Source organism: Paraburkholderia fungorum, from assembly GCF_046027605.1.
Classification (GTDB): Bacteria; Pseudomonadota; Gammaproteobacteria; order Burkholderiales; family Burkholderiaceae; genus Paraburkholderia; species Paraburkholderia fungorum_F.
Genome location: NZ_JAQQEF010000011.1, coordinates 247772 through 272861, shown reverse-complemented (window position 1 = coordinate 272861; position 25090 = coordinate 247772). Strand labels below are relative to the sequence as shown.

Annotated in this window: 17 protein-coding genes, 1 pseudogene and 2 riboswitches; of the genes and pseudogenes, 8 read left to right on the top strand and 10 right to left on the bottom strand. The window is 63.8% G+C overall.

Annotation, left to right across the window (positions count from 1 at the left end):
• Positions 1–820: 820 nt before the first annotated feature.
• Positions 821–1777 (top strand): flagellar brake protein, encoded by a 957-nt coding sequence (locus tag PQR53_RS20300; RefSeq protein WP_408457506.1) that lies wholly within the window; start codon positions 821–823, stop codon positions 1775–1777.
• A gap of 63 nt (positions 1778–1840) precedes the next feature.
• On the opposite strand, the gene PQR53_RS20295 is transcribed toward PQR53_RS20300, so the two are convergent.
• The 4 genes from PQR53_RS20295 to cobW form a co-directional block, all read right to left on the bottom strand.
• A complete protein-coding gene (locus PQR53_RS20295) occupies positions 1841–2431 on the bottom strand; it encodes a vWA domain-containing protein (RefSeq protein WP_408457503.1) in 591 nt (196 codons plus the stop codon).
• 80 nt (positions 2432–2511) lie between these two features.
• On the bottom strand, positions 2512–3582 hold the full coding sequence (locus tag PQR53_RS20290) for a magnesium chelatase ATPase subunit I (protein ID WP_408457500.1): 1071 nt from the start codon (positions 3580–3582) through the stop codon (positions 2512–2514).
• Positions 3579–7382 carry a cobaltochelatase subunit CobN gene (gene cobN, locus PQR53_RS20285; RefSeq protein WP_408457497.1) on the bottom strand — a complete coding sequence of 1268 codons (3804 nt, stop codon included), beginning with the start codon at positions 7380–7382 and terminating at the stop codon, positions 3579–3581. The genes PQR53_RS20290 and cobN overlap by 4 nt, the downstream gene beginning before the upstream one ends.
• A gap of 6 nt (positions 7383–7388) precedes the next feature.
• Positions 7389–8489: a cobalamin biosynthesis protein CobW gene (gene cobW / locus PQR53_RS20280; protein WP_408457494.1), complete on the bottom strand. Its 1101-nt coding sequence runs from the start codon at positions 8487–8489 to the stop codon at positions 7389–7391.
• A 96-nt stretch (positions 8490–8585) separates the two neighbouring features.
• Positions 8586–8864: riboswitch (cobalamin riboswitch) on the bottom strand.
• Between the two features lie 79 nt (positions 8865–8943).
• Positions 8944–9171, top strand: a riboswitch (cobalamin riboswitch).
• Between the two features lie 223 nt (positions 9172–9394).
• Between cobW and cobA the strand changes: the two are divergent.
• The 5 genes and pseudogenes from cobA to bluB all read left to right on the top strand — a co-directional run.
• Positions 9395–10126 (top strand): annotated as a pseudogene (gene cobA / locus PQR53_RS20275) (uroporphyrinogen-III C-methyltransferase); the annotation flags it as partial.
• Positions 10127–10305: 179 nt separating this feature from the next.
• The gene (locus PQR53_RS20270) at positions 10306–10809 is read left to right on the top strand and encodes a cobalamin biosynthesis protein (RefSeq protein WP_408457492.1); all 504 of its coding nucleotides are present in this window, start codon (positions 10306–10308) and stop codon (positions 10807–10809) included.
• Positions 10806–11408, top strand: a complete 603-nt coding sequence (gene cobO / locus PQR53_RS20265) for a cob(I)yrinic acid a,c-diamide adenosyltransferase (protein ID WP_408457489.1) — start codon at positions 10806–10808, stop codon at positions 11406–11408. Before PQR53_RS20270 ends, cobO begins: the two co-directional genes overlap by 4 nt.
• A gap of 3 nt (positions 11409–11411) precedes the next feature.
• Positions 11412–12791, top strand: a complete 1380-nt coding sequence (locus tag PQR53_RS20260; RefSeq protein ID WP_408457487.1) for a cobyrinic acid a,c-diamide synthase CobB — start codon at positions 11412–11414, stop codon at positions 12789–12791.
• Entirely contained in the window at positions 12775–13434 is a 660-nt protein-coding gene (bluB, locus tag PQR53_RS20255) for a 5,6-dimethylbenzimidazole synthase (protein ID WP_408457484.1), read from the top strand. Before PQR53_RS20260 ends, bluB begins: the two co-directional genes overlap by 17 nt.
• An 18-nt stretch (positions 13435–13452) precedes the next feature.
• Here bluB and PQR53_RS20250 read toward each other — a convergent pair whose 3' ends face one another.
• The 4 genes from PQR53_RS20250 to PQR53_RS20235 all read right to left on the bottom strand — a co-directional run bounded on the left by PQR53_RS20250 (position 13453) and on the right by PQR53_RS20235 (position 18868).
• The gene (locus tag PQR53_RS20250) at positions 13453–14088 is read right to left on the bottom strand and encodes a DUF4136 domain-containing protein (RefSeq protein WP_408457481.1); all 636 of its coding nucleotides are present in this window, start codon (positions 14086–14088) and stop codon (positions 13453–13455) included.
• The gene (locus PQR53_RS20245; protein WP_408457479.1) at positions 14085–16592 is read right to left on the bottom strand and encodes a CHASE2 domain-containing protein; all 2508 of its coding nucleotides are present in this window, start codon (positions 16590–16592) and stop codon (positions 14085–14087) included. The genes PQR53_RS20250 and PQR53_RS20245 overlap by 4 nt, the downstream gene beginning before the upstream one ends.
• Positions 16593–16679: 87 nt before the next feature.
• Positions 16680–18134 (bottom strand): FecR domain-containing protein, encoded by a 1455-nt coding sequence (locus tag PQR53_RS20240; RefSeq protein ID WP_408457476.1) that lies wholly within the window; start codon positions 18132–18134, stop codon positions 16680–16682.
• Positions 18131–18868 carry a response regulator transcription factor gene (locus tag PQR53_RS20235; protein WP_179737571.1) on the bottom strand — a complete coding sequence of 246 codons (738 nt, stop codon included), beginning with the start codon at positions 18866–18868 and terminating at the stop codon, positions 18131–18133. The genes PQR53_RS20240 and PQR53_RS20235 overlap by 4 nt, the downstream gene beginning before the upstream one ends.
• A 684-nt stretch (positions 18869–19552) precedes the next feature.
• On the opposite strand from PQR53_RS20235, the gene PQR53_RS20230 reads away from it, so the two are divergent.
• Both PQR53_RS20230 and PQR53_RS20225 read left to right on the top strand, forming a co-directional pair.
• Entirely contained in the window at positions 19553–19834 is a 282-nt protein-coding gene (locus PQR53_RS20230) for a type II toxin-antitoxin system HicA family toxin (RefSeq protein ID WP_408457473.1), read from the top strand.
• Positions 19831–20166 carry a type II toxin-antitoxin system HicB family antitoxin gene (locus tag PQR53_RS20225; RefSeq protein ID WP_408342927.1) on the top strand — a complete coding sequence of 112 codons (336 nt, stop codon included), beginning with the start codon at positions 19831–19833 and terminating at the stop codon, positions 20164–20166. Before PQR53_RS20230 ends, PQR53_RS20225 begins: the two co-directional genes overlap by 4 nt.
• 97 nt (positions 20167–20263) lie before the next feature.
• Here the strand turns inward: PQR53_RS20225 and PQR53_RS20220 are convergent, their stop codons facing one another.
• Together PQR53_RS20220 and PQR53_RS20215 are read right to left on the bottom strand one after the other, a co-directional pair.
• On the bottom strand, positions 20264–23773 hold the full coding sequence (locus PQR53_RS20220) for a DEAD/DEAH box helicase (RefSeq protein ID WP_408457469.1): 3510 nt from the start codon (positions 23771–23773) through the stop codon (positions 20264–20266).
• 277 nt (positions 23774–24050) lie between these two features.
• Positions 24051–24884 (bottom strand): DeoR/GlpR family DNA-binding transcription regulator, encoded by an 834-nt coding sequence (locus tag PQR53_RS20215; RefSeq protein ID WP_408457466.1) that lies wholly within the window; start codon positions 24882–24884, stop codon positions 24051–24053.
• Positions 24885–25090: the final 206 nt, after the last annotated feature.

Below are 25090 nucleotides of genomic sequence, written 5' to 3'. Positions count from 1 at the left end.
TCCCCCATGTGCAATTATTTTCAAAAAGTTGAGAGGCACCGAAACGGCGCTTGCTCATGGCATCGAAAAAATACTTAGGCATCCGAGTTAATTTCGGCCAATAACAGCGATTGCAATTTTTTGCAAGCGAGAGCCACGATCGAGCGATCTCACGCGGCGATACACAGAAGGCCAGGAAAGGACAAAGGAAGCATGAAACGAAAGAATAGAAGGCGAATAGTAAAAACTGCCCGCAAGTCACGCGAACGGGAACGGGGATAGAGACAGAGACAGAGACAGAGAAGAAGCGTGCGCGAGGGCGTGGGTTTTATGAAGTACTTTTCGGCGCGCGAAGCGCCGCCGGAAGAATGACGGCCTTGTCACTCACGTCGAATGTGCGAGGGCACTGATTCCAGATGCACCACTACCGTAACTGTGCGGGGGACCCGCTTATGAGCTGGCGGGTTGAGCCGCTTTCTTTGCTTATCTTTCTTTGCGGCGGCAAAGAAAGTAAGTGCTGCCCCGCACAGGGGCGACGCTAATAGACCAATATCAATTCAAGGAGAGGCCAAAAATCCAGATCAAGGAAAGGCCAACGCCGTAGGCGGACCTAGAGAACAAGCGCCGATCGGGCAGACAAAAAAAACGATGGCCAACCCACCACCGCAGACCAACAGACCAACAGACCACCAAACAAACAGACAAACAGACAAACAGACAAACAGACAAACAGACAAACAGACAGACAGACAGACAGACAGACAGAAAACCAAAAACCGCTAAAGCCCCTCCCCCCGCAGCCGTAAACAAGTAATCCCGCCACATATTTAAGCCGTCGACCATGGAAAACCGAGCCGAAGCCAAAGCAGAAACCAAAGCAGACGCCCAAACCGCGGCGTCTCCCCCTCCATCATCCTCCCTGACTCTGGGCGCAGTCCCCGTCGCCACGCCCCTCCCGTGGCCAATCGCAGACGCCGACGGCACGCTTCTCTTCGCCCGCGGCGCTATCCTGGCGACTCCGGCCGAGCGCCAATTCCTGTTCGACCATTTCCACCCGCACCGCGGCGACTTGCTAGACACGGCCACGCAGCCAGAACCCGACCACCGCGCCGACACCTCCGGCAAACTCACCCTAAAGGACATGCACCTCACAATAGGTGCACTAATAGGCATCCGTTCCCAGCTAGGCAGCGGCGCCCCGATGCATCCATGCCGCATCATCGGCTTCGCGCCCAACCACGCGCTCTTCGTGACGCCGCCACTGGAAGACGGCCGCATCCTCCCGCTACGCCTCGGCGAAAACATCGAGATCGTCGCCATCGCGAGCCATGCCGTGTTTCGCTTCGTCTGCACGGTCGAAGCGGTTTGCCGCGCCCCACTCGACTACATCGTGCTATCGAAACCCGGCGCAATCCGCCGCCTGCGCGAACGCAAGTCGATTCGCGTGCATGCACACCTTGCGGTACGCTTCGGCATCGGCGAAACCGGCGATTCATATGAAGGTCTGGGTCTCGCCAAAAGCATCAGCGCACTCGGCATGTCGCTGACCGCCTCGTGGACGCTGGGCGCAGTCGGCGAACGATTGCGCATCGCTTTCTGCGTCAAATCGGCGAACTTGCAAACCGAGGTCCAAACCACCGCGGTCATCCGCAATGTGCAAAAAGGCAGTGGGCCCGACGAGCCGTCGATCCATGGCCTCGAACTCGATCAACTCGATGCTTCGCAACAGATGGCGATGAAAGTCTTCGTATTCGACCGCCAGGACGACGTGCAGTACTGGTCCAACGGTTTGAAATAAGCGCACGAAAAATACACGCACAAAAAACGCGCACGACACCGCGCCGCATGGCGCGCGTGCCGCTCAGGCGATCAGTTCTTCCGGCGTCAAAAGCGTCGCGCCCCATGCATCGGCAAGCGTCCTGCAACGGCCCAGCCGCACCGTCTCCCGCTCGAAGTCGACAAATACCACCTCGTCCGCGTGGAGCGGCCGCACCGGTTGATCGCCACTGCGGCCGTCCGTCAAGATCCACAGCCAACGCTGCTGCGCGGGCTTGCGCCGGGCGCTGCGCTCCAGCACCTGCGCGGCGTGACGCACGCCGGACGCTAGCGGCGTCCCACCGCCCCCACCCACCGGCCTGAGCCACCGCTCGTTCCACCAGCGCGGCACGGCGGGACCGAAACGCAGATCGGCGCCAGCGCCGCCAAAACACACCAGCGCCGCCTCGGCACGCGCGGCGCTTGCGCGATCGAACAGCGCAATCAGCAAACCCTTGGCAAGTGCGAGCCGCTGCCCGCCAAGCATGGAACCGGAACAATCGAGCACGAAGCAATGCAGTACACCGCCTTGCGGCGCCTCGCGCACGAAGCGCAAATGCTCGGCGCGCAGCGTGTCCTGACGCATCGCCGTGAGCGTCGGCAGCCATGCAATGCGCCTGCCACGGGCGCCTTGCAAACGGCTGCGCGAACCTGGCGCGGCACCTTGCCGCCATCGAAAACCGCTGCGCGAGTCAGCGGCGGCACCCTTCCGATGGCTCAGCGTTTTTTTGCGTTGAGCGCAATGACGCCTTTGACCTGCGCGACGCCCGCGGGCTGCGGTGGCAAATAACCCCAATCGCTGTCGTCGGCAGCGGCGCCTGGCGCTGCATCCTGAGAAGCTTGCGAAGCGCTTGCATCCGCGTCGTCAGGTGTCTGCCGCGGCACTTCGCGCTCACGTGCGTCATCCTCTGCACGCATCTCGCGATCGTGGCGCCGATGCATCAGCGCCGCCTCAGCGACTCGCTCGACGTGCCCGGTCGTCACCACAGCCGCCTGCTCCAGCGCCGCCAATGCCCGCGCTGCACGCAACATCACGAGATCGGCGCGCAACCCATCGACCGCTGCATCGATGCACAGTGCACTGACATGCGCATGCACGGCATCGTCGAAGTCGAGTTGCGGTAGCGCTTCACGCGCAGCACGAATCCGCTGGACATACGCTTCCTGTTGCTGCGCATATCCCGCCCGAAAACCCTGCGGATCAAGATCGAACGCAAGACGTCCCTTGACGATCTGCTGACGCACCCGCGGCTCGAAACAGTTCTGCAACTCGACCATCAAACCAAAACGGTCGATCAGTTGCGGCCGCAATTCACCCTCTTCCGGATTCATCGTGCCGATCAGCACGAAGCTCGCGTCGTGACTGTGCGAGACCCCATCGCGCTCGACTGTATTCACGCCACTGGCAGCCGCATCGAGTAACGCATCGACGAGCGCATCGGGCAGCAGATTCACTTCATCGACATACAGCACGCCACGATGCGCTTTCGCGAGCAGGCCCGGCGAAAAACGCACGGCGCCATCGCGCAACACGGTTTCGATATCGAGCGTGCCGATCAAGCGGTCTTCACTCGCGCCGAGCGGCAAATTCACCAATTGCCCTTCCGGCAACAACTCGGCGAGCGCGCGCGCCGCGGTCGATTTCGCGGTGCCACGCGGCCCACTCACCAGTACGCCACCCAGCCCCGGATCGATCGCGGCCAGCAATAGTGCCTGCTGCAAAGGCGCTTGCCCGATCAGCGCAGCAAAGGGAAAAGCCGGCCGCTGAGTTTGAATCGCTGCGTTCATGTTTGCCTTCCTTCGATCTGCTGTTCACTCGCGAGCAGATGCTGTTCGACCTGCGCGCGATAATCGCCGGGCGCTTGCCACAAACCGCGCTGCATCGCCTCGAGCAGGCGCTCGCAGATCGAATGCATGGCGTGCGGATTGTGCCGCTGCAAGAATTCGCGCGTATCGGCGTCGTTCAGATAGGCGTCGGTGACGAGCGCGTACTGATGATCGGCGATCACGCGCGCGGTCGCATCGTAGCCATACAGATAGTCGACCGTCGCGGCGATTTCAGCGGCGCCTTTATAGCCGTGCCGCTTGACGCCATCGATCCATTTCGGATTGACCACGCGAGACCGGATCACACGTGCGATTTCTTCATGCAACGTGCGCACGCGCGGTGCCGCCGGATTACTGTGGTCCGCGTGATAGACCTGCGGCTGATGGCCCGCCAGATGCCGCACCGCCGCGACCATACCGCCCTGGAACTGATAGTAGTCGTTCGAATCGAGCAGGTCGTGCTCGCGGTTATCCTGGTTCTGCAGCACCACATCCATCGCGGCGAGACGCGTGCCGAATGCGTGGCGCGCTTCTTCGCCGGCGCTTTTCTGCGTGTAGGCATAACCGCCCCACGCCTGATAGGCATTCGCGAGATCGGCGTCGGTATCCCATTGTTGCGAGTCGATCATGTCCTGCAGACCCGCGCCATAAGCGCCGGGCCGCGCGCTGAATACGCGCCAGCCGGCGCGCTTGCGCGCTTCGGAGGCGTCCATGCCGCGTGCTATCAGTGCGTCGCGTTCACGCAGCACGCGCGCGCGGATCGGGTTCAGATCTTCAGGCTCGTCGAGTTCGGCCACGGCCTGCACGGCGGCATCGAACAAATGCATCACGTTGGCGAAGGCATCGCGGAAAAAGCCGGACACCCGCAAGGTGACGTCGATACGTGGCCGGTCGAACGCTTCGATCGGCATGATTTCGAAGTCGGTCACACGGTGACTGCCCGGCGCCCACTTCGGCCGCACGCCGAGTAAGGCGAGTGCCTGAGCGATGTCGTCGCCGCCAGTGCGCATGGTCGCCGTGCCCCATACCGAGAGGCCAATTGCTCGCGGATAGTCGCCTTTTTCCTGCAAATGCCGTTCGATCAACTGCTGCGCGGATTTCAAACCGAGCGACCACGCCGCTTGAGTCGGCACTGCGCGCGTATCGACCGAATAGAAGTTGCGGCCGGTAGGCAGCACGTCGGGACGTCCACGCGACGGCGAACCGCTCGGCCCCGGCGGCACGAAACGCCCTTCGAGACCGCGCTTCAGATGCAACATTTCCTGCGGACCGCAGGCGTCGAGCCGCGGCAGCACATCATTGCGCAGGCGTTCGATAACACGTTCGGCCTGGGGTAGGGCTCCGGCAGGAGGAAGCGCTGCGCTGTGCGTTTCATCGCCGCATACATCGCGCAACATCGAGGCCGCCAATAGTTCCAGACGCTCGCGCGCATCGCCACAGTGCCGCCAGGGCGCATCGCTCACACGCTGCAATACCGCCGGACGAGGACCGTCCCACACAGCCGACCAATCCACCGATAGCGGATCGAACAGATGATCCATCCGCAGATCGCGCGCCAATGCATCGATCAAACCGGCCTTGCCGCCCTGGCCATCGCCGACCGGAAAGCGGCCCAGCGCAAGCAACGTATCGCGCCGCTGCACACCCTCCGGCGATTGTCCGAACGTGTGCAAACCATCGCGAATCTGCGCCTCCTTCAACTCGCACAGCCAGGCATCGACGCGCGTCAGCAGCACGTCCTCATCGTCCTGACCGGTCGGTTCAGCGAGACTCAGTTCTTCATGCAGCTTATGCTCGACGATGGTCGCGAGAATCGTGCGCCTCAACAGCTTCGAACGGCGTGGATCGACCATCAGCGCTTCATAGTATTCGTCGACCTGGCGTTCGAGGTCCTGCAATGGCCCATAGCTTTCGGCGCGCGTGAGCGGCGGCATCAGATGATCGATGATGACGGCCTGCGTTCGACGCTTCGCCTGACTACCCTCGCCCGGATCGTTGACGATGAACGGATACAGATGCGGCATCGGCCCGAGGATCAGATCGGGCCAGCAGGCATCGCTCAACGCAACGCTCTTGCCCGGCAACCACTCGAGATTGCCGTGCTTGCCCACATGCACGACCGCGTCGATACAGAACTGATGACGCAGCCAGAAGTAGAAAGCCAGATACGCGTGCGGCGGCACGAGTTCGGCATCGTGATAGCTCGCGTAATCGCCCTGCTGCCGTGAACGCGACGGTTGAATCCCAACGAATGCATGCCCGCAGCGCCAGCCCGCAATCATGAAACGGCCACGCCGCAACGTGGGATCCTGTTCAGGCGGACCCCAGCGTGCGGTCAGCGCATGGCGCGCTTCAGCGGGCAACGCGTTGAAGTACACGAGATAATCGTCGAGCGCGAGGCTTTGCAACGCGGGCCGTAAATCACGCACGACCGGATCGTTGGTCACACCTTCGGTCAGCTTTTTCAACAGTGCGTCGCCGTCGGCGGGCAACTCCGCCAGGCGATATCCTTCGTCGCGCAACCTCGACAGAATGCCGACGACCGATGCCGGCGTATCGAGCCCCACTCCGTTGCCGATGCGCCCTTCGCTCATCGGATAGTTGGCGAGAATCAGCGCGAGCTTCTTGTCCGCGTTGTCGAGCCTGCGCAGACGGCACCAGCGGCGGCTCAGTTCGGCCAGAAAGCCGACGCGCTCGAGGTCCGGTTGATAGCGGACCACATCGACCTCGGTGTGCGGACAACGATAGGCGAGCCCCTTGAAGCTGATCGCCCGCGTGATGATGCGGCCGTCCATTTCCGGCAGCGCGATATGCATGGCGATATCGCGCGAGTTGAGGCCCTGATTGTCCTTGACCCAATCCTCGCGATTGCCGCCGCTTAGGATCACCTGCAGCACCGGCGCGTCGCCGGCGAGCGCAAGCGGCTCGGGATCGTCGATGGCCGAGGCGGCGAACGCCGTCGTATTCAAAACCAGTGCGACATCATGTTGCGCGCACAACTGCTGCACGACGTCGCGGCTCATCGCATCTTTCAGCGAAGTAATCGCGATTGGCAGCGGATTCAGGCCTTGTGCTTCGAGCGCCTCGATCAGCGCGTCGAACACTGCTGTATTGGCCGCCTGTAGATGCGCCTTGTAGAACAGAATCGCAGCAACGGGCGCGTTCTCACGCCAGCGCGCCTGCCAGTCGGAGGTCGTCGGCGTATCGCGTTCGGGATGGTAGAGCGTCGCGGCAGGCAACGCGCGCGGCGGCGCAGGTTCGCGCCCCCAACCAAACGAGCGGTAGGCGATAAAACGCAGGAACGCCTCGGCATTCTGCGGGCCGCCTTCACGCAGATAGCGCCATAGCTGATGACACAGTTCGGCGTCGGCAGTGCTGCGCGCGAGCAGGTTCGGATCTTCCTGCAAATCGCCGGAGAACATCGCGAGTGTCTGCTGGTTGCGTTCGGCGAGCGCGACCACCTGTTCGATGCCATACGGCCAATAGGCCTCACCGCCGAGATGATCGACCACCACGACACGCGCGTGCTGAAGCACGTCTTCGACATAGAAATCGACTGAAGCCGGCTGGCGCAAATAGGTGACGTTCGCGAGCCTTATGCTCGGAAAGCCCTCGCCCAGACGAGGCACCACGCTGGCGAGCAACGACAGCGTGGTATCGGCGGAACTGAGCACCACGATCTCGGCGGGCTGTTGATCGATACGGATCACGCCTTGCGTATCGTCGACAAAACCGCCCGGCGTGGTGCGCAGCAGATGCATGAGCAGTTACGCCTGTTGCGGCTGGGTGCTCGCCACGGCGCCCAGGGCGGCGTCGAACGCCTGTTGCAGCGCGGCCTGGTCGAGGTCTTCACCAATCAGCACGAAGCGGCTTTGCTGGCCCTCGCCCGCTTCTCCGGCCTGCCAGCGCCGGTCGAAGTAACTATCGAAACGACGGCCCACGCCTTGGATCACCAGACGCATTGCCGCCCCCGGCAATGCCGCGAATCCTTTCACGCGGTAGATCGTGTTGCTTTCGACGAGACCCTGCAACGCCGCGATCACTGCCTCGCGCGATGAAACATTCGCGTGGACGACCACCGAATCGAATTCGTCATGGTGATGATCGGCGTCATCCGCCGAACCATGGTGATCGTGGCGCAGGTGGATCGTCTGCTCCGAGGCCGCTTCGAGGCCCAGCAACGTATGCAGATCGAGCTGGCCCATCTGTGCGCGCACGATCTTCACTTGCGGCGGAATTTCTTCGCGGATGATCGCTTCGACCGAAGCTTGATGCGATTCGTCGAGCAGATCGGTTTTGTTCAGAATCACCAGATCAGCCGCCGACAATTGATCTTCGAACAGTTCGTGCAGCGGCGATTCGTGATCGAGATTTGGATCGGCCTTGCGTTGTGCATCCACCGCGACCGGATTGTCGGCGAACTGGCCGCTCGCCGCGGCCGGGCCGTCAACCACGGTGACGACCGCGTCGACAGTAAAGCTATTCTTGATCTGCGGCCAGTTGAACGCCTGCACCAGTGGCTTCGGCAACGCGAGACCGGAGGTTTCGATCAGCACGTGATCGATCTGCTCGCGGCGCTCCACCAGCTTTTCCATCACCGGGAAAAACTCTTCCTGCACGGTGCAGCACAGGCAGCCATTCGCGAGTTCATACAGTTGCCCTTCGGTCTCGACGCCGTTTTCATCGCAACCGATCCCGCATCCCTTGAGGATTTCCCCGTCGATGCCGAGTTCGCCGAACTCGTTGACGATCACCGCGATGCGCTTGCCGCCCGCATGCTGAAGAATGTGCCGCAGCAGCGTGGTTTTGCCGCTGCCGAGAAAGCCCGTGACGATCGTAACGGGGATCTTGCGCATTTGAGTTTGCATCGTGAGGTCTATCCGTAGGAGTTGCACGTGCACGCCGGCGCGTCTACGCGTTTTTGTCTGCAGAGGTCATGAACGCGCCACCGCATCCCCGCGGTGAACGTTCTTCGTAGTCTGGCCGGTATCCGGGCTGGCGAAAGCGCCGCTTCACCTTCCCGGGCGAGTGGTTTCTCGCCCAGTGGTCATCTGCCGACGCGGCCTTGCGCGTGGACATTGAAGCCGGCTCCGCGGCGCCAGGCAACAACCTGGAACCGCTTTTCGCTTACCGTTGCGGGGGCAGCACAGGTTGACCCGATCCGTTGCAGGTGGGCACCCTGTTTCCCGTTTAACTGCATGCGCGTGAGCGCGCATGCGAGCACCAAAGTGCGTGCGAGTTTAGGCGCGCAGCTCCGTGCAGTCAAGGAAACGCGGGCGCTGGCAGGGCCTTTGCGCAGTGCCGGCGCGGCCTGCCGTGTGCTATCGTATGCGCGCGTTTGGTGCCCGCACATGCGTTCGCATGTGCAGTTAAACGGGAAACAGGCCGCGCTTGCCGCGCTCAACCTGTGCTGTCCCCGCAACGGTAAGCGACCTGCGGTGCGTTCGCATCGCGCATGCGTTTTTGATGCCACTGTCTGACGAATCCGGACGGGAAGGCAAAACGCATGAGGCCGTCAGCCCGGATACCGGCCAGACGCGGAGGCAGTGAATCTCACGCTGCCGGCCGCCGGAATCCGCGAGGGACGGACGTGAAGGCGCAGAAGCACGATGTGGCGCGGTCGTCGGCGTTTCCTGCGGGAAACGCGGCGAGTGGCGTTTTTCGTCGCGCGTAATCCGTAGCACCGCATGACCTCAATTTCCGCCGCCTGCGGCCTCATCGAGCCTCGACCGTTCCCGCCTGTCACGACGTGGCGTACGCCATGCGCGCGGCGATGAGCCGCGCCTGGCTGATCGGCGCTGGGCCCGGCGACGTCGAACTGATGACGCTCAAGGCAACCCGCGCTCTCGCGCAAGCCGATGTGATCCTGGTCGACGATCTGGTGAATCCCGACGTGCTGCAATTCGCGCGCGCCGACGCGCTGGTCGTGTATGTCGGCAAACGTGGCGGGCATCCGTCGACGCCGCAGGCCGACATCGTCGCGCAGATGCTCGAGCACCTGCAGGCCGGGCGCAGCGTCGCGCGTTTGAAAGGCGGCGACCCGTTTGTGTTCGGCCGTGGCGGCGAGGAGCAGCAGGCGTTGCATGCGGCGGGTATCGAAGTGGACGTGATCAACGGCATCACTGCCGGGATTGCGGCGCCCGCGGCGATCGGGATTCCGGTCACGCATCGCGACCACGCGCAAGGCGTGGTGTTCGTCACCGGGCACGGCGCCGGCAGCGGTGAGCCGGACTGGGCGGCGCTCGCCGCCACACGGATGACGCTGGTGATTTACATGGGCATGCGGCGGCTGAACGAGATCGTCGGCGCGTTGCTCGCGGCCGGCATGAGCGCCGATATGGCGTGTGCGGCGATCGAGTCGGCCACGCGTCCCGAGCAACGGCACGTGCTCGCACGGCTCGGCGAGTTCGCGGAGACGGTGTCGCGCGCCGGGATAGGGTCGCCGGCGGTCGTGGTGATTGGTGGGGTGGCGTCGCTGGCTTTGGCGCGGGATGCTGGGAATGCGGGTGCGGTGGACGCGGACGCGGTGGACGCGGGTGCGGCGAAAGCGGACGCGGTGGATTCGGATGCTGTGGATGCAGGTGCTGTGAAAGCGGACGCGGTGAAAGCGGCGGGCGCTGCAAACATGGCGAACGCTGCCGGAGCGACGGACGCTTCGGACCCTTCGGACCCTTCGGACGCGCAATGAAAACGCTCACCGTCGGCATCGGTTGTCGCTTGCACAGCTCCGCTGAGCAGATCGAAGCGGCCGTGCGTGCCGCCCTCGGCTTGCATGCGTTCGATGAAATCAGCGCAATCGCTTCGGTCGACATCAAAGCTCACGAAGCCGGTTTGCTCGAATTCTGCGCACGTCATACGTTGCCGCTGAAATTGTTTAGCCGCGAGCAGATTGCGGCGATGTCCGTGGACAATCCGTCGGCGGCCGCACGCGAGCATCTCGGCGTGGACGGCGTCTGCGAGCCGTGCGCGTTACTCGCTGCAGCGGCCGAATTTGATGCAGCCAACGCGTCCAGTACAGCCGGCACCTCTGGCGCACCCCATGCACCGATTACATCCAACACCGTCCAGGCGCGCCTTCTCACGCGCAAAACCACGCACAACGGCGTCACCATGGCGATAGCATCAACCACCGCCCACCCCGCCCGCGAACAGACAAACCCCGACACTCACGCACAGGACCTTCCATGAAGACCGATCCCGAATCGCATCAGCGCATGACCGAGCGCCGGCGCGAAGGCCACGAGAAAAAGCAGGCCAGCGCCACCGTCGAAAAAGGTCTGCTGATCGTCAACACCGGCACCGGTAAAGGCAAGACCACGGCCGCGTTCGGCATGGCCGTGCGCGTGCTGGGGCACGGCATGCGCCTAGGCGTCGTGCAATTCATCAAAGGCGCACTGCATACTTCAGAGCGCGACTTCCTCGGGGCGATCGCCAATTGCGACTTCGTCACGATGGGCGACGGCTACACCTGGAACACGCAGAATCGCGACGCCGACATCGCCACCGCGCGCAAAGGCTGGAACGAGGCGCGCCGCATGATCGAAAGCGGCGACTATCAGATGGTGATTCTCGACGAACTGAACACGGTGTTGAAATACGAATACCTGCCGCTCGATGAAGTACTGTCGGTCCTGAATGCGCGGGCGCGGATGCTGCACGTGGTGGTGACCGGCCGCCATGCGCCGGACGCGCTGATCGAAGCCGCCGACCTCGTCACCGAAATGCGCATCGTCAAACACCCGTATCGCGAGCAAGGCGTGAAAGCGCAACGCGGCGTGGAGTTCTGAGCGATGTCCACGTCCCCCCAGCGTACGTCCGACGGGAAGTCGCCCCAGGGAACTGCCTGCGGGGCTCCTGCCCAAGGCACTTCCGCCGGAACGTGCCCCGCCCTGTTCATTAGCGCGCCGGCGTCGGGTCAAGGCAAGACCACGATCACCGCGGGTCTCGCGCGCTATCACCGGCGGCTGGGGCGACGCGTGCGCGTATTCAAGACCGGCCCCGACTTTCTCGACCCGATGATTCTGGCGCGTGCCAGCGGCGCGCCGGTCCTGTCGCTCGATCTGTGGATGGTGGGCGAGTCGGCCTGCCGGAACCTGCTCGCACAAGCGGCGGCCGAAGCGGACCTGATCCTGATCGAAGGCGTGATGGGTCTGTTCGACGGCACGCCGAGCAGCGCCGACCTGGCAACCACGTTCGGGGTGCCGGTCCTCGCGGTGATTTCGGCGAAAGCGATGGCGCAGACCTTCGGCGCGGTCGCCTTTGGCCTTGCGCAATTCAAGCCGCAAGTGCCGTTTTACGGCGTGCTCGCCAATCGCGTCGGCTCGTCAAGGCACGCGCAAATGCTCGAAGAAGCGTTGCCGCCGGACCTTCGCTGGTGCGGCTACATCACCGGCACCGACGAGATCGAGTTGCCCGATCGCCATCTAGGCTTGCATCAGGCCGACGAGATTGACGATCTGGACACGCGCCTCGAGCGCGCCGCCGATGCGCTCGCGCAAACCGCGCTGGCTGAATTGCCGCCGCCGGTCGAATTCGGCGCGCCGATGCCCGAAGCGCTGCCGCATCTTCTGGAGGGCAAGCGCATCGCCGTTGCACGCGATGCCGCGTTCTCGTTCATCTATCCGGCCAATGTCACGTTGTTAGAGGCACTTGGCGCGCACGTCGACTATTTCTCACCGCTCGCCGATGAAGCACTGCCGGAGCACGCGGACGCGCTGTATCTCCCGGGCGGCTACCCCGAACTACACGCGGCAGCGCTGGCAACCAGCACCCGCAGTGCCGCGACAATCCGTGCGCACGCCGCAGCGGGCAAACCGCTCGTTGCCGAATGCGGCGGCATGCTCTACCTGCTCGACCAGCTCACCGACACGCACGGCACCACCACGCCGATGCTCGGCCTACTACCCGGCCATGCGACGATGCAACCGCGCTTTACCTCGCTCGGCATGCAACAGATCGACAGTCTGCACGGTCCCATGACTGGCCACACCTTCCATTATTCGAAGCTGACAACGCCGCTCACGCCGCTGCGTTCAGCCACCCGGCCACATAGCGATGCCCCCGGCGAGGCCGTATTCCGCGCCGGCTCGATCGTGGCAACCTATATGCATGCTTATTGGCCCTCCAACCCGGCCTTCACGGCCGCCCTGTTCCATGGCGAAGCCTTTTAACGATTCCGAGCGCGAAGCCGTCTACCGCGCGATTTACGAACGGCGCGACATGCGCCATTTCGTGCGCGAGCCGGTCGATCCCGCCGTGTTGCAACGCCTGCTCGACGCGGCGCATCACGCACCGAGCGTCGGCTTCATGCAACCGTGGCGCATCGCGCGTATCACCGACCCGGCTTTGCGCACGGCCTTGCATGCGAGCGTCGAAAGCGAACGCCTCGCGACCGCCGACGCACTCGGCAAACGTCGCGAAGAATTCATGAAGCTGAAAGTGGAAGGCATGCTGGAATGCGGCGAACTGCTGGTGATCGCGCTGATGGACGGCCGCGAGCGGCATATCTTCGGGCGCCGCACCTTGCCCGAGATGGACCTGGCTTCGGTGGCATGCGCGATCCAGAACATGTGGCTGGCCGCGCGCGCGGAGGGTTTGGGAATGGGCTGGGTGTCGCTATTCGGCGTCGAGGCGGTTCGTACACTACTGCATATGCCCGAGGGCGCGCGGCCGGTGGCGATTCTGTGTCTCGGCCATGTCGATCAGTTCTACAGCGAGCCGATGCTGGAAACCGAGCGCTGGGCAAGCCGCATGCCGCTCGCCGAGTGCGTGTTCGAAAACCGCTGGCCGGAAGACGGCAAAGCGCCGGAATAGCCGGAATAACGCGGGCGCTTATTGCTGCAGAGGCTTGATCGACACCACTTCCGGCAAGCCGCCCGTCTTCTCGTTGCGCAGTTTCACGCGCCAGTCGGGTGGTGCATCGAACGGAAACTTTGCCAGCGCGCTTTTCACGAGCGCCGGCATCGCGTGCAGCGGATCGGCATCGCGATCGCTGCTGGCCGCGCTCACTTTGTAGACTTCCTGTCCGCTCGACCGCTCGAAAAATCGCAGCGTCAGTGTGTGCTGATAAACGCGGCCGCCGAACAGCGAAAACGGCGCTTCGGGCGAGCGTTCACACGTACCCGGCACGCAGTCCTTCACGTTGACGCCAACCCCGCCCGGCCGCGTGTCGTACGCAACCGAAAGTAAATAGTGCGTGGGCTTGTCCGCGCTATCGATGAAGCCGTCCCTCGCCAGCTCATCACGCAACAAGGTCTCGAATTGTGGATGATCCGCGCTGGCATCCTGCGACGGCATGCGCGCAATCGCATAGGTGTGCTCCCCGCCCAGCGCGGCCGAAGGATTCGCCGTGTGCACGTCGGCGCTCAAGCCCGCGCATCCGCTCAGACTCGCCGCAGCCAGCGCGGCACAGATCAAGATTGTTTTCACCAGCTTCTCGCTTCGATAAGGTGTGTGTTCATCCATCATGAGCGGGCCGTTGTGGCGGCATCGGATTGCGCTTCGTCGAGCGCCGGCAGGGAAATCGTAAAAGCCGTCCCCTCGCCCGGCGCGCTGACCACCTCGACATCGCCGCCATGGCGCGTCACGACAGTCTTGACGAATGCCATGCCCAATCCCGCGCCGCCCACTTCGGGCCGCTCCGTCTCGTGAAAGCGCCGGAAGCGTTCGAACAGGCCCGCCTGTTGCTCCTTGGGAATACCGTAGCCTTCATCGCGAATCGTGCACGATACGCGTTTCGCCGCGCCGGACGTGGCCGCCGGCACAACGCCGCCTGGCGTGCCGGAACTCTTCAGGCTGCACGTGATCCGCGTGTCCGGCGGGCTGTACTTGACCGCGTTGTTCAGAATGTTGACGAGCGCGCGCGTCATCAGCGAGCGGTCGGCGCAGATCCAATGACCCTCGTCGGGTGCGGCCGTGGCGTGCGTCCCGGTTTGCAGCGTGATGCGCTTGGCGTGGGCCTGCGGCCAGACCTCGTCGCTTGCATCGATCATCAGCTCGGTCATGCTCACCGGTTCGAGCACATAGGTTTGCGATTCGGCGCGCGCGAGTTGCACGAAATCGTCGGCGAGCGTCAGCGCACGTTGCGCATAGCGCTCGATGCGCTCCAGCAAACCACGCGCGAGCACCGGCTCGCTGCGCGCCCGCTCGATCTCCACCAGCGCCAGAATCGAAGCCTGCGGCGAGCGCATGTCGTGCGACAGCAGCCGCAACGCATCTTCCCGTTGACGCTCGGCCGCGTGCAACGCGGATACGTCGACGAGGCCCGCGATCCAGCCCGTCGTCTCGCCTTGCTCATTCGTGCAATTCGCATAGCGCAGCAGATGATCGCGCGCGCGGGCGTCGCGCACCTCGACGCCTTGTGCCATCAGCGCGGCAAACTCGCGGCGCGCGGGATCGAGCAGCGCCGGCCACTGGGCATGCGCGAGCAGATTGTTTTCAGCGTCCGACGCCGTGCCGCTGTCGATGGTCTTCACCAGCGTCAGTCCGCCCAGCACCTCCCGCATCGGCCGGCCTTCCGGCAGCGACGCCCCGAGGCGCGCGAAATGCGCCTTGGCGGCATGGTTCGCGATCAGCACGATACCTTCGACATCGCTGACCAGGATCGGCTCGGGCATGCTGTCGAGGCTGTCCCACACGAAACGCTTCATGTCCTGCACACGCTGCGCGGCCTGCGCCATCAGCGCCATATGCTGCTCCAGCACGTCGCCGCCGAACTCGCGGCGGCGTTGCGGTGTCTCCGGCAGGAGATGCGGTTCGTCGGCGAGGCGCTGCAACTCTTCGCGCAGATAGGCCATCGTCATTTCGAGGCGCCGCCAGTTCCAGATCGGATACACCACGATCAGACCGAAGATCGCCGGCACCGGCGACATCCATAGTCGCGCGCCGTACAGCAAGACCGCGCTGCCGAGCGCGGCGAGCACGCCCAGCGCGACGGTCAGGAGCAGCGAGCGGCGCGGCGACAGCACCAGAAAGCCGGCGAGCAGCGCGGCGAGCGGCGACAGGGACGCCGCGAACAGCACCCATGGCTCGGCGGGCTCGAGCTCGCGACCGGTCAGCAGCGTATCCAGCACGTTCGCGTGAATATAGATGCCGGGCAGCGGCCCCAGCTCACCGGACACCGGCGTTGCAAAGCGGTCGTACAAGCCGGACGCGGTCACGCCGATCAGCACGATGCGTCCGCGCAGCTTGTCGGCCGGGACATCGCCCGCGAGCACGCTGGCGAAACTCAGCTTCGTGTAGTCCTGCGCATTCAGCCCGAAGGGGATCAGGAAGCGGCCTTCGCCATCGGTGCTGGCTTGCGTCGCCGCCTCGCCGGAGGACTGCCGGTGCGGCCGCTCATTCAATTGCAACGCGCCACGCTCGACGGCCTGTGCGACCGGCACCATCAACTGCGGCCAGCGCGAATCGGCGTCGCCCTCGAAGCGCGCGACGCTGCGCACGATGCCGTCGCTGTCGACTTCAAGGTTGATATGCCCAAGCCCGGCCGCGGCCTGCGCGAGCAGCGCCACGGGTTCGACCACGGCACGCTGGCCGGTGCTGTCCGGTGCGCTCAGCAGCAGCGGCAGATAGGTGGGACTCAGCGCGATCGCGCGGGCGAGCTGCGCGTCTTCCGGATTGGCCTCGGTAAACAGCACGTCGTAGATCACCGCGGCGGGTTTCGCCTTCGCGATCTGCTCGAGCAACTTCGCGTGCACGCTGCGCGGCCACGGCCAGCGGCCTAGCTGCGCAACGCTGGCGTTGTCGATTTCGAGCACGACGATGTCGTGCAGCAACGGTTGCGCGCGCAGACTCAGAAAACGGTCGTAGACCAGATGGTCGACGCCTGCGCTCAGGCGGCCGAGCGAACTGAGCAGAATCACCACGATGCCGAGGCAGCCGATGCCCACCCATTCGAGCAGAAAGCGATGGCCGGCGCGCCGTCCAAGGCGGGCGCGCGGATCGAGGCTCAGGCGCGTGTGTGGGTTCGGCAAAGCGTGGCGTGGTTGAGAGCTAAGGAGCGGGCGGCTGGCTGGTGCGGCCCGTGAATCTGGCAGCGTTCGCGGGCAAGCCTACCAGCGTCAGCGGGCCAACGTAAACGAGCGGATCGCGCTGCTCGTCGCATAGAAACGGCCGTTTTCGAACTGTTCGGCGACGATCGTCCAATAGTAGACGCCGGCCGGCAGCTCGCTCACCACGAGTTGGCCGCCCGTCAGATCGGTCCGGTCGACCAGCGGATGGCGCAGGTCGGCGGTCGTGGCCAGCACGAAGCGAAAGCGCGTCTCGACCGTGGAGCGGCTGACGAACCAGCGGAACTCGTAGTCGCGGCTGCCGGCACGCGGCCCCGCCGACGCTGTCAGTCCAACTTGGCGCCGCTCGAAACCGTACACCTGAGGCAGGCCTTCGAGTCCGTTCGCGTCGATCGCGGCGATACGCACGAAGTACGTGCCGTCGGCCAGATCGCCGAAATCCGCATGCGGCGCACTCACCCGCAGATCGCGGATCAGGTCGAGCTGATCGGCATCGCGCGCAATTTGCACGCGGTAGGCCACGGCGCGCCCGGCGGGGACGAGGTCGAAAGCGACCGTCTTGCCGTCCTGGACTTTTGCCGGCTCAGTGAGCGACGGCGCGGCCAGCAACGCCACCGGGCCGCCAATTTCACCGCCCGCCCGCGTGACATTACCAAAGCGTGCCTTGACGAGTTGCGCGGACGCCTGCAGCGGCACGCCCGGCGGCGGCGCAGCGGCGTGGCCGTCGGCCGCGGCCGGGTCGACGCCGACCGCGCCGTCCAGCACTTCCACGGCCGTGGTGCGCGCGTCGCCGTCGTAGGCGACCTTGAAGCGCGTCCCGCGCACCCCCGCTACCACCGACGGCGAGTGGATCTGGAAGCGGTCGTCCCTTCTGGTGGCATGCGTGACCTGGCTCTCGACTTCGCCATGCTGCAGATCGAGCACGCGATCGCCCGCGCCGGTCAGCGCGGTGCGCCGCAGCTTGCCGATGTCGAGCATGCCGTCCTGCGACATCGTGACATGCGAGCCGTCGGGCAACTCCAGCGTGACGAAGCCGTTATGACCGGTGCGGATGCGGTCGCCCTCGCCGAGCGTCGTGCCCGCCGCGAGGGGCGTATAAGGATTCGCGCCAAAAGCCTGCTCGGCCGGACCGCTGGTCGCGATCACGCGGGCCGACTCGGGATCCTGTCTGAGTTTGTCGGCCGGCAGACGCAGCGCGATTCCAGCCGGCATGCGCCGCGGCGCGGGCACATGATTCAGGCGGCTCAGCACGGCCCAATCGCCGGCATCGCGCAGATAGCGACCGGCGATTTCGTACAACGTGTCGCCTTCGTGGGTCACATAGGAAACGTAAGCGGGCGCCGACGTTCTGGTGCGCGGCTTCGGCGCGCGGGACGATTGCGCTTCCGCCGATACCGGCGCGAAGCACGTCATCGCAAGCAGACCGGCTGCCGCCAGCACGGCACCGGCGCGACGAGCTGGCGAACCTGCGCGGTCAGGCGCTACTGCATCGAAAAAAACCGTCACGCATCCCCCGCTTCGGGGCGCTCTTGGGCCTCGACCTGCGGCGTGCCGGACTCGATCCGCTCGAGCCGGTACCCATAGCCGTAGATCGGCGTCAGACGATAACCCTGCTCCGGACGCAAGCCGAGCTTGCTGCGCAGCATCGACACGTGCGTGTCCATCGTGCGCGATGGGATATCGGTCGCCTGCTTCCAGATCACATCGAGAATATGCGCGCGCGATAACGGCCGGCTCAGGTGCTGGAACAGCAGCAACGCAAGCTCGAACTCTTTCTGCGTCACGGCGACGGTCGCGCCACGCACCACCACGTGCTTCGCACCCAGATCGAATTCGAATTCGCCGAACACTTCTTTCGCCGCGGGCGGCTTCAGGTGATACGCCCGGCGCAGCAACGAGCCGACGCGCGCCAGCAGAACCGCCGCGGAAACCGGCTTGACGACATAATCGTCCGCGCCGGTGTTGAGGATCGAGGTGATATCGGTTTCGCGGCCGCGGCTCGTCATGAACAGGACCGGCAGGCGCTCGGAAAGGCTTTCGCGCACCCAGCGCAGCACCTCTTCACCCGACATGTCGGGGACGTTCCAGTCGAGCACGAGCAGGTCAAAGGTCTGGCGACGCAATTGCCGCACCAGTTCGCGGCCCGCGCCGTAAGCATGGCAGACGTGACCCGCCGCCGACAGCGTTTGGCAAACAAGATCGGCTTGAGCCGAATCGTCATCCAGGACTGCAATTCTCATAAAACCCCGCAACGCGACATCATTCTACGTAACTGGAGGCCGGCGAGCCGGCGGATGGCTGGGATGACGGCATTAGCACCGGCGATCCAGCTTCCTGCTTTCAACTTCGGCTGCACTCTTTTTCGATTAATGGTCCTTCGCCTCGCGCCCCGTTCAGCCCTGCCGCCACACTGTCTCTAAATTGGCGCGTATTTTTTGCTTTAGCGCGCTGATTACAGAGGGGGCAGAACATCATAATCGAAAACGGCCCTGCTTTTTCCCGGACGCGATTATGCCGCTCTCCGGTTCAGCTCGGCTTTTGTGAGTCATTTCATGGGACTTCCCCACTCTCTTTGACTCCGCCGGCTATTGAAATCGACCTTCGTGGGTCGCTATTCGGGTCGGTTGGTCTCGCCCGCACGGTGATTGGCCCCGTCTGCCTTTGTCATAGGTGGCCGTGCCCCGCATTTGGGTAACGGCGATTTGACAATTTGCGAGTCAGTATAGGAACTGTCTCAAAATAAATCCTTTAAGGATTGTTAGATCGTTTGGGTGAAATCAGAAGATTAGCGGGGGTATCAGGGAACTCGGCGCTTTTGGGGGCGTGTCGGAGGGGGCTGACGATGAGCGAAGTGATCCACCGCCCGTAACGCGGCGAAGGCTTGAGCAGCCCACGACAGGTTCGGATCGCAACGTGCCCCACCAATGCTATCAATTTTTGCTATCATAACAACGAAATCAAAACACCTTGGCACGCTACACGCCTTATTTAAGAAGCCCACTCTGGGTGACATCGTATTCGTGGACATAGAAGCGTTGGTCCTGGCGCTCGAGGGAGAGGTGCGAGAAGGTGCCGGATCGCGGGTGGTGTTCGAGTTGCACGGCACCCGCAGATATCTGCATCGCCCGCATCCGGGCAAAAAGGCCCGGAAATATCAGGTGGAAGAGTTGCGTGCGTGGTTGACCGAACTTGGAGTCGAACCGTGATGAATTCGATGACGTACAAAGGCTATTTCGCGCGAGTTGAATTCGATGCGCGCGAGAACATTTTTGTCGGGCGTGTGCTCGGCGTTTCAGAACGGATCAGCTTCCACGGTGAAACTGTGACTGAACTAACCGATGATTTTCATCAGGCGGTCGATCACTACCTGGAAGACTGCGCGAAAACCGGACGCGATCCGCAAAAGCCCGCATCCGGCAAGTTAATGCTGCGCATTCGGCCCGAAGTGCACGCGGCGGTCGGGATCGCAGCGGCCGCTGCCGGCAAGAGCATCAACCAATGGGTCGACGAAGTGCTGGCGCGTGCAGCGCACGCCTGAAACAGCGTCATACATCCACGCCGTATATTCGTCACGTGGGACGTGGGACGTCAACGATGCGTCACCCACGCTCCAGAGAAGCTGTCGCCCTCGCCCCTTATCGCCCGCTTTCAATCTCGGGCATCGGCGCGAATAGTGCGTCGAGATCGTCGTCCGAGAACTTGGTGGCGCCGGCGGCGTCTTCGGAGAGAATGCTGTCGGCGAGTCCCGCCTTCTGCTCCTGCAACGCCACAATCTTTTCCTCGATGCTGCCCGCGGCAATCAGCTTGTAGACGAACACCGGCTTGTCCTGCCCCAGCCGATGCGCGCGGTCGGTCGCCTGATTCTCGGCGGCCGGATTCCACCACGGGTCGTAGTGAATCACCGTGTCGGCGGCGGTCAGGTTCAAGCCCACGCCGCCAGCCTTCAGGCTGATCAGGAACAATGGCACCTCGCCTTGCTGGAAGCGTTCGACCGGCGTGACGCGGTCCGCCGTGTCGCCGGTCAGGATCACATAGGGAATCGCGGCTTCTTCGAGTGCCTCTGCAATCAGCGCCAACATGCCGGTGAACTGCGAGAACAGCAGCACGCGCCGTCCTTCCTCGATCAGTTCCGGCAGCATGGACAGCAGCAAATCGAGCTTGGCCGAACGTGTGATGCGCACGCTCTTCTCTGCTTTGTCGGCTTTGTCGGCTTTCTCCGCTTTCTCCGCTTTTCCCGCTTTGCCGCGTTTTTCGGCTGGTTTCTCGCCCGGCTCGTCCGGGTTCTCGTCGACCTTGATTTTCCGCACGAGACGCGGATCGCAGCAAACCTGACGCAGCTTCAGCAACGCATCGAGCACGATAATGTGGCTGCGCGCGAGGCCCTGCGCACTGACCGCCGCACGCACCCGCTCCTGCATTGCCGTACGCACCGTTTCGTAGAGATCGCGTTGCGCGCCTTCCAGATCGACCGAACAGACGATCGTGGTCTTGGCCGGCAACTCCTTCGCCACCTCGTCCTTCCGACGGCGCAGCATGAACGGCCGGATGCGGCGCGCCAGCAGCGCGCGGCGCACGCCGTCGCCGTTCTTCTCGATAGGATTACGCCAGCGTTTGGTGAAATCTTTCTGGCTGCCGAGAAAGCCCGGCAACAGAAAGTCGAACTGCGACCACAGTTCGCCGAGGTGATTCTCGAGCGGCGTCCCCGTCAAACACAGCCGATGCCGTGCGCGCAAGCCGCGAATCGCCTGCGCGGCTTTGGTGGTGGCGTTCTTGACGTACTGCGCCTCGTCGAGGATCAGCAGGTGATAGTCGTGCTCGGCGAGCACCTTCTGATCGCGCCACAACAGCGCATAAGTCGTGAGAATCAGTTCGTGCTCGCGGATCTGCTCGAACCGCTCCTTGCGCTGCGGGCCGTTCAATACCAGGACTTTCAGCTCGGGCGCGAAGCGCCGTGCTTCCTCGCGCCAGTTGTGCACGAGCGTGGTCGGCACGACGATCAGCGCAGGACGGTCGAGCCGTCCGGCTTCTTTCTCCGCGAGAATGTGCGCGAGCGTCTGCACGGTCTTGCCGAGACCCATGTCGTCGGCGAGCACGCCGGCCAGATCGTGCTCGCGCAGAAACTGCATCCAGTTCAGACCCTGCTGCTGATACGCGCGCAGCTCCGCCTTCAGGCCGCGCGGCACCGGCACCTCATGCAAACCGGGACCGGCCTGCAGACGTCGCGCCAACTGGCGGATCGAATCGTCGCCCTGGAATTGCCAGCGACCCGTGCTGTTCAATGCTTCGAGCCGGCCCGCGTCGACGGAAGGCACGCGCAGCGGCGCGCCGTCGGCCAACGCCCCGCCGAGTGCGTCGAACAGGTCGACCAGCACGCGCACCACCGGCTTCAGGCGGTCGGCGCGCAGACGCAGACGCTTGTTTTCCTCGGTCTTCAGTTCGATCGGCTCGTGATCGGCGATGGCTTCGAGCGCGCCGCCAAGCCAGCGCCGGTCGCGCCGGAACAGGTCGGCGAGCAGCGGCTCGAGCCGCACATTGCGTTCGCCGATGCGGATGCCCATCTCCAGATCGAACCAGCCGTCGCTCGCCTGCTGCGCGGTGCCGTCGATCGCGTCGATCTCGATGACGTTGTAGCGGAACTCCGGCGCCATCGTCACGCGCCAGCCCTTGCTGACGAGCTCAGGCACGGCGTCGTTGACGAAGGCGGACCAGGATTCGGCATCGGGCAGGCCGAGCATCGTGTCAGGCAGAAGACGCGACGCGTACACACGGCTAGTCGGGACTTTCTGCAGCCCGGTCTTGCGCAGTTCGAGCAAGCGCTTCTTTTCGGCTTCGTAGCGTCGGCGGATATGGATGACGTCGCCGCCGGGCACGGGCACGAGTGTGACGCTGCTGTCGACATTGATGCTGACGCCGTCGTAGTCGAAGCTGACGCCGGCCAGTTCAACCGCCTCCGATTTGCGCTGCCCCGCCTTGACGGCGGACGGCAGCGCATGGCTGTTGAGCGTGAGCACCGGCACGGGATCGACATCGATCACGCGGATCGAGGAGGTGTCGTGGGTGGGCGGCAGGGGCAGATCGGGCGCGATCTCGCGCAGCACCGAGGCGACCAGCGGCGCTTCGGCGAGCGAGATCGGCGGCATGGCGAGGTAATCGGGCAACTGCTGGAACGGCAACGACGACTCGACGATGCCCGCTTCATTCGCGACGCCATCCACGTACCAGATCGGCTCGGTGGGCAGCACCATGGTGGCGCGCGGCTCGGTGCACAGCACGGGCCGCAGGCGCTCGTCCGCCAGCGGCTCCCATTCGATCCGCCCTGGCCGGTCGGCGCCGCGCGATAGCGGAGTCGGCCCCTCGTGACCGGGCGCCGGTTTGAGCTCGAAGAACAGGCGTCCCGTGGCGATCAGCTTTTGCAGCATTTCCGCGCCGCCCGTCCCGCGCAGAATGAACTGACCGAAGTCCTCGCGGGAACGGCCCAGCCACAGGCCGCGCAGGATCGACAGGTCTTCGTCGGAGACGAATTTGGGTTGCTTGAGCAGGGCCGCTTCCACATTGCCCCACGGCTCGTCGACTTCGACAATCGTACTGTCCGGCTTGCAACGCGCCCGGTACAACACGACCTCATGACGCATGTGGAAGTTGGACCAGTTCAGCAGGTAGGCCAACGTTTGGGTACGCGCGGCGGCTGCCTTCTGGGCGAGCGCATCGGCGGCCTCGGCGCGCGCGCGAAACCGCTCGAGCCAGCTGACCAGTTCGGGGCGCACGCTGGACGGCGACTGCACTGTGTTTGCCGACCGTGTCTGTGGGTAACTGACAGACGGATGCCCATCGGACTCGATGTCGACGTTGGTGATGTGGTCCATCTCGTCGTGATAGGCGAGCTCGGCGAGCAGCAACGCGGCAACATGCTTGCAGTTGCGGCCGACAGGGCAACTGCAGTCGCCCTGCGCCCAAGGTGAACCGCCATCGGTACGAAATCGCACTCGCGTGCGGTAGGGTTGGCGTTGCGTACCTTGTACATCGCCGCTGAGCGTGTCGCCGCGCCACTCCACCTTCGTGACTGCGCCAACCGAGCGCGCCTTGGCGAGGGTGTGCTCACCCAGCCATTCCGTAATCCGTTCCCGATCGAAGAAAACTGACGACATCAGGGTCCATTCCTTTTCAAGCCGGCGAGGCTGCTATCCGAGGACCCAGAGGCAGCGCGCCGGGCGACGAATGACGCCTGTCCGCGCAGTTCCGGTCCAACGTGGATTGCCGTGGTAACCCGCCATTTTACGCGTTGGACGCAATTGGCTGTGGAGATGGGTTTGGAGGTGGTGGGGAGTTGATGGCTGGATTGGTTTGGCTCGGTTTGGCTGGGTTTGGCTGGGTTTGGCCGGCCCAAAGCCCGATAGCCCCACACGCTATCCGAGGCCGGACAGCCTACCGCGAAGAGCCAGTCGCTGAATTGTCGGCGGCACCGTTTGCGTCAACCGCTTCAGCATCGCCACGTACAGGCGCTCCAACACTGACTTCCAACCCCGCCGCCGCAAACACTTGAGCCAGCGCGGGAGCCGGCGCCTCGTCGGTCACCAGCAGATCGACTGCGTCTGGGCCGAAAGCGTGTACCAGCGCGCTATGACCGAATTTCGCATGATCCGCCGCGACCACTCGCCGCTCAGCCTGCGCGAAGGCGGCGAGCGAAAACGCCACGTCGGCCGGCAACGCGTCCATGAAGCGGCCCTGCATGTCGACGGCGGTGACCGAGACGATCGCGTAGCGCACGTGGAACTGGCGCAGAAAGGCCTGCACGCTGTCGCCGAAGGCGGCGGAGTCGTCGGCACGTAGTTCGCCGCCGGCGATAAACACCCGATTGCCGTTGCGCGGCGCCAGCACGCGAGCCACTTCGATGGAATTGGTCACCACCGTGAGCCGCGAACGCGCCGTAAGCGCCTGCGCGATATGCAGACAGGTTGTGCCGCCCTCGAGGATCAGCGAATCGCCGTCCCGCACGAGTTCGCCGATGCGCGCGCCGATCGCCTGCTTGCCCGCGCGGCTTGCCACCATGCGCCGCTGGAACGGCGGCTCGTCGAGGCGCTCGGGCAGCATGATGCCGCCGTGGACCTTGATGAGCAGACCATCGGCGATCAACGGCTTGATGTTGCGGCGGATGGTCTCGTCGGAAACCTCGAAGCGACCGGCCAGATCAGTGATCGTGCAGGTGCGCTGCTTGCGCACGAGCCGCAGGATTTCGGCTTGGCGTTGAGTGGAGAACATAGGGCGGGAACCGGGGTGGTGGCGCCCAGTTTAGCAAACCCCTCATAGTTCGCCAAGAAATCTCAACGCATTTCCATACAAACCCACATATCCACACATCTTTACTGGCCACGTGGCTACCACGTCTTTCGACTTGTCCCAAGAAATCCCGACCGTTGCTTTTTGACAAATTTTGTTGCAATCTACTGACGCCAATTCAACCAATT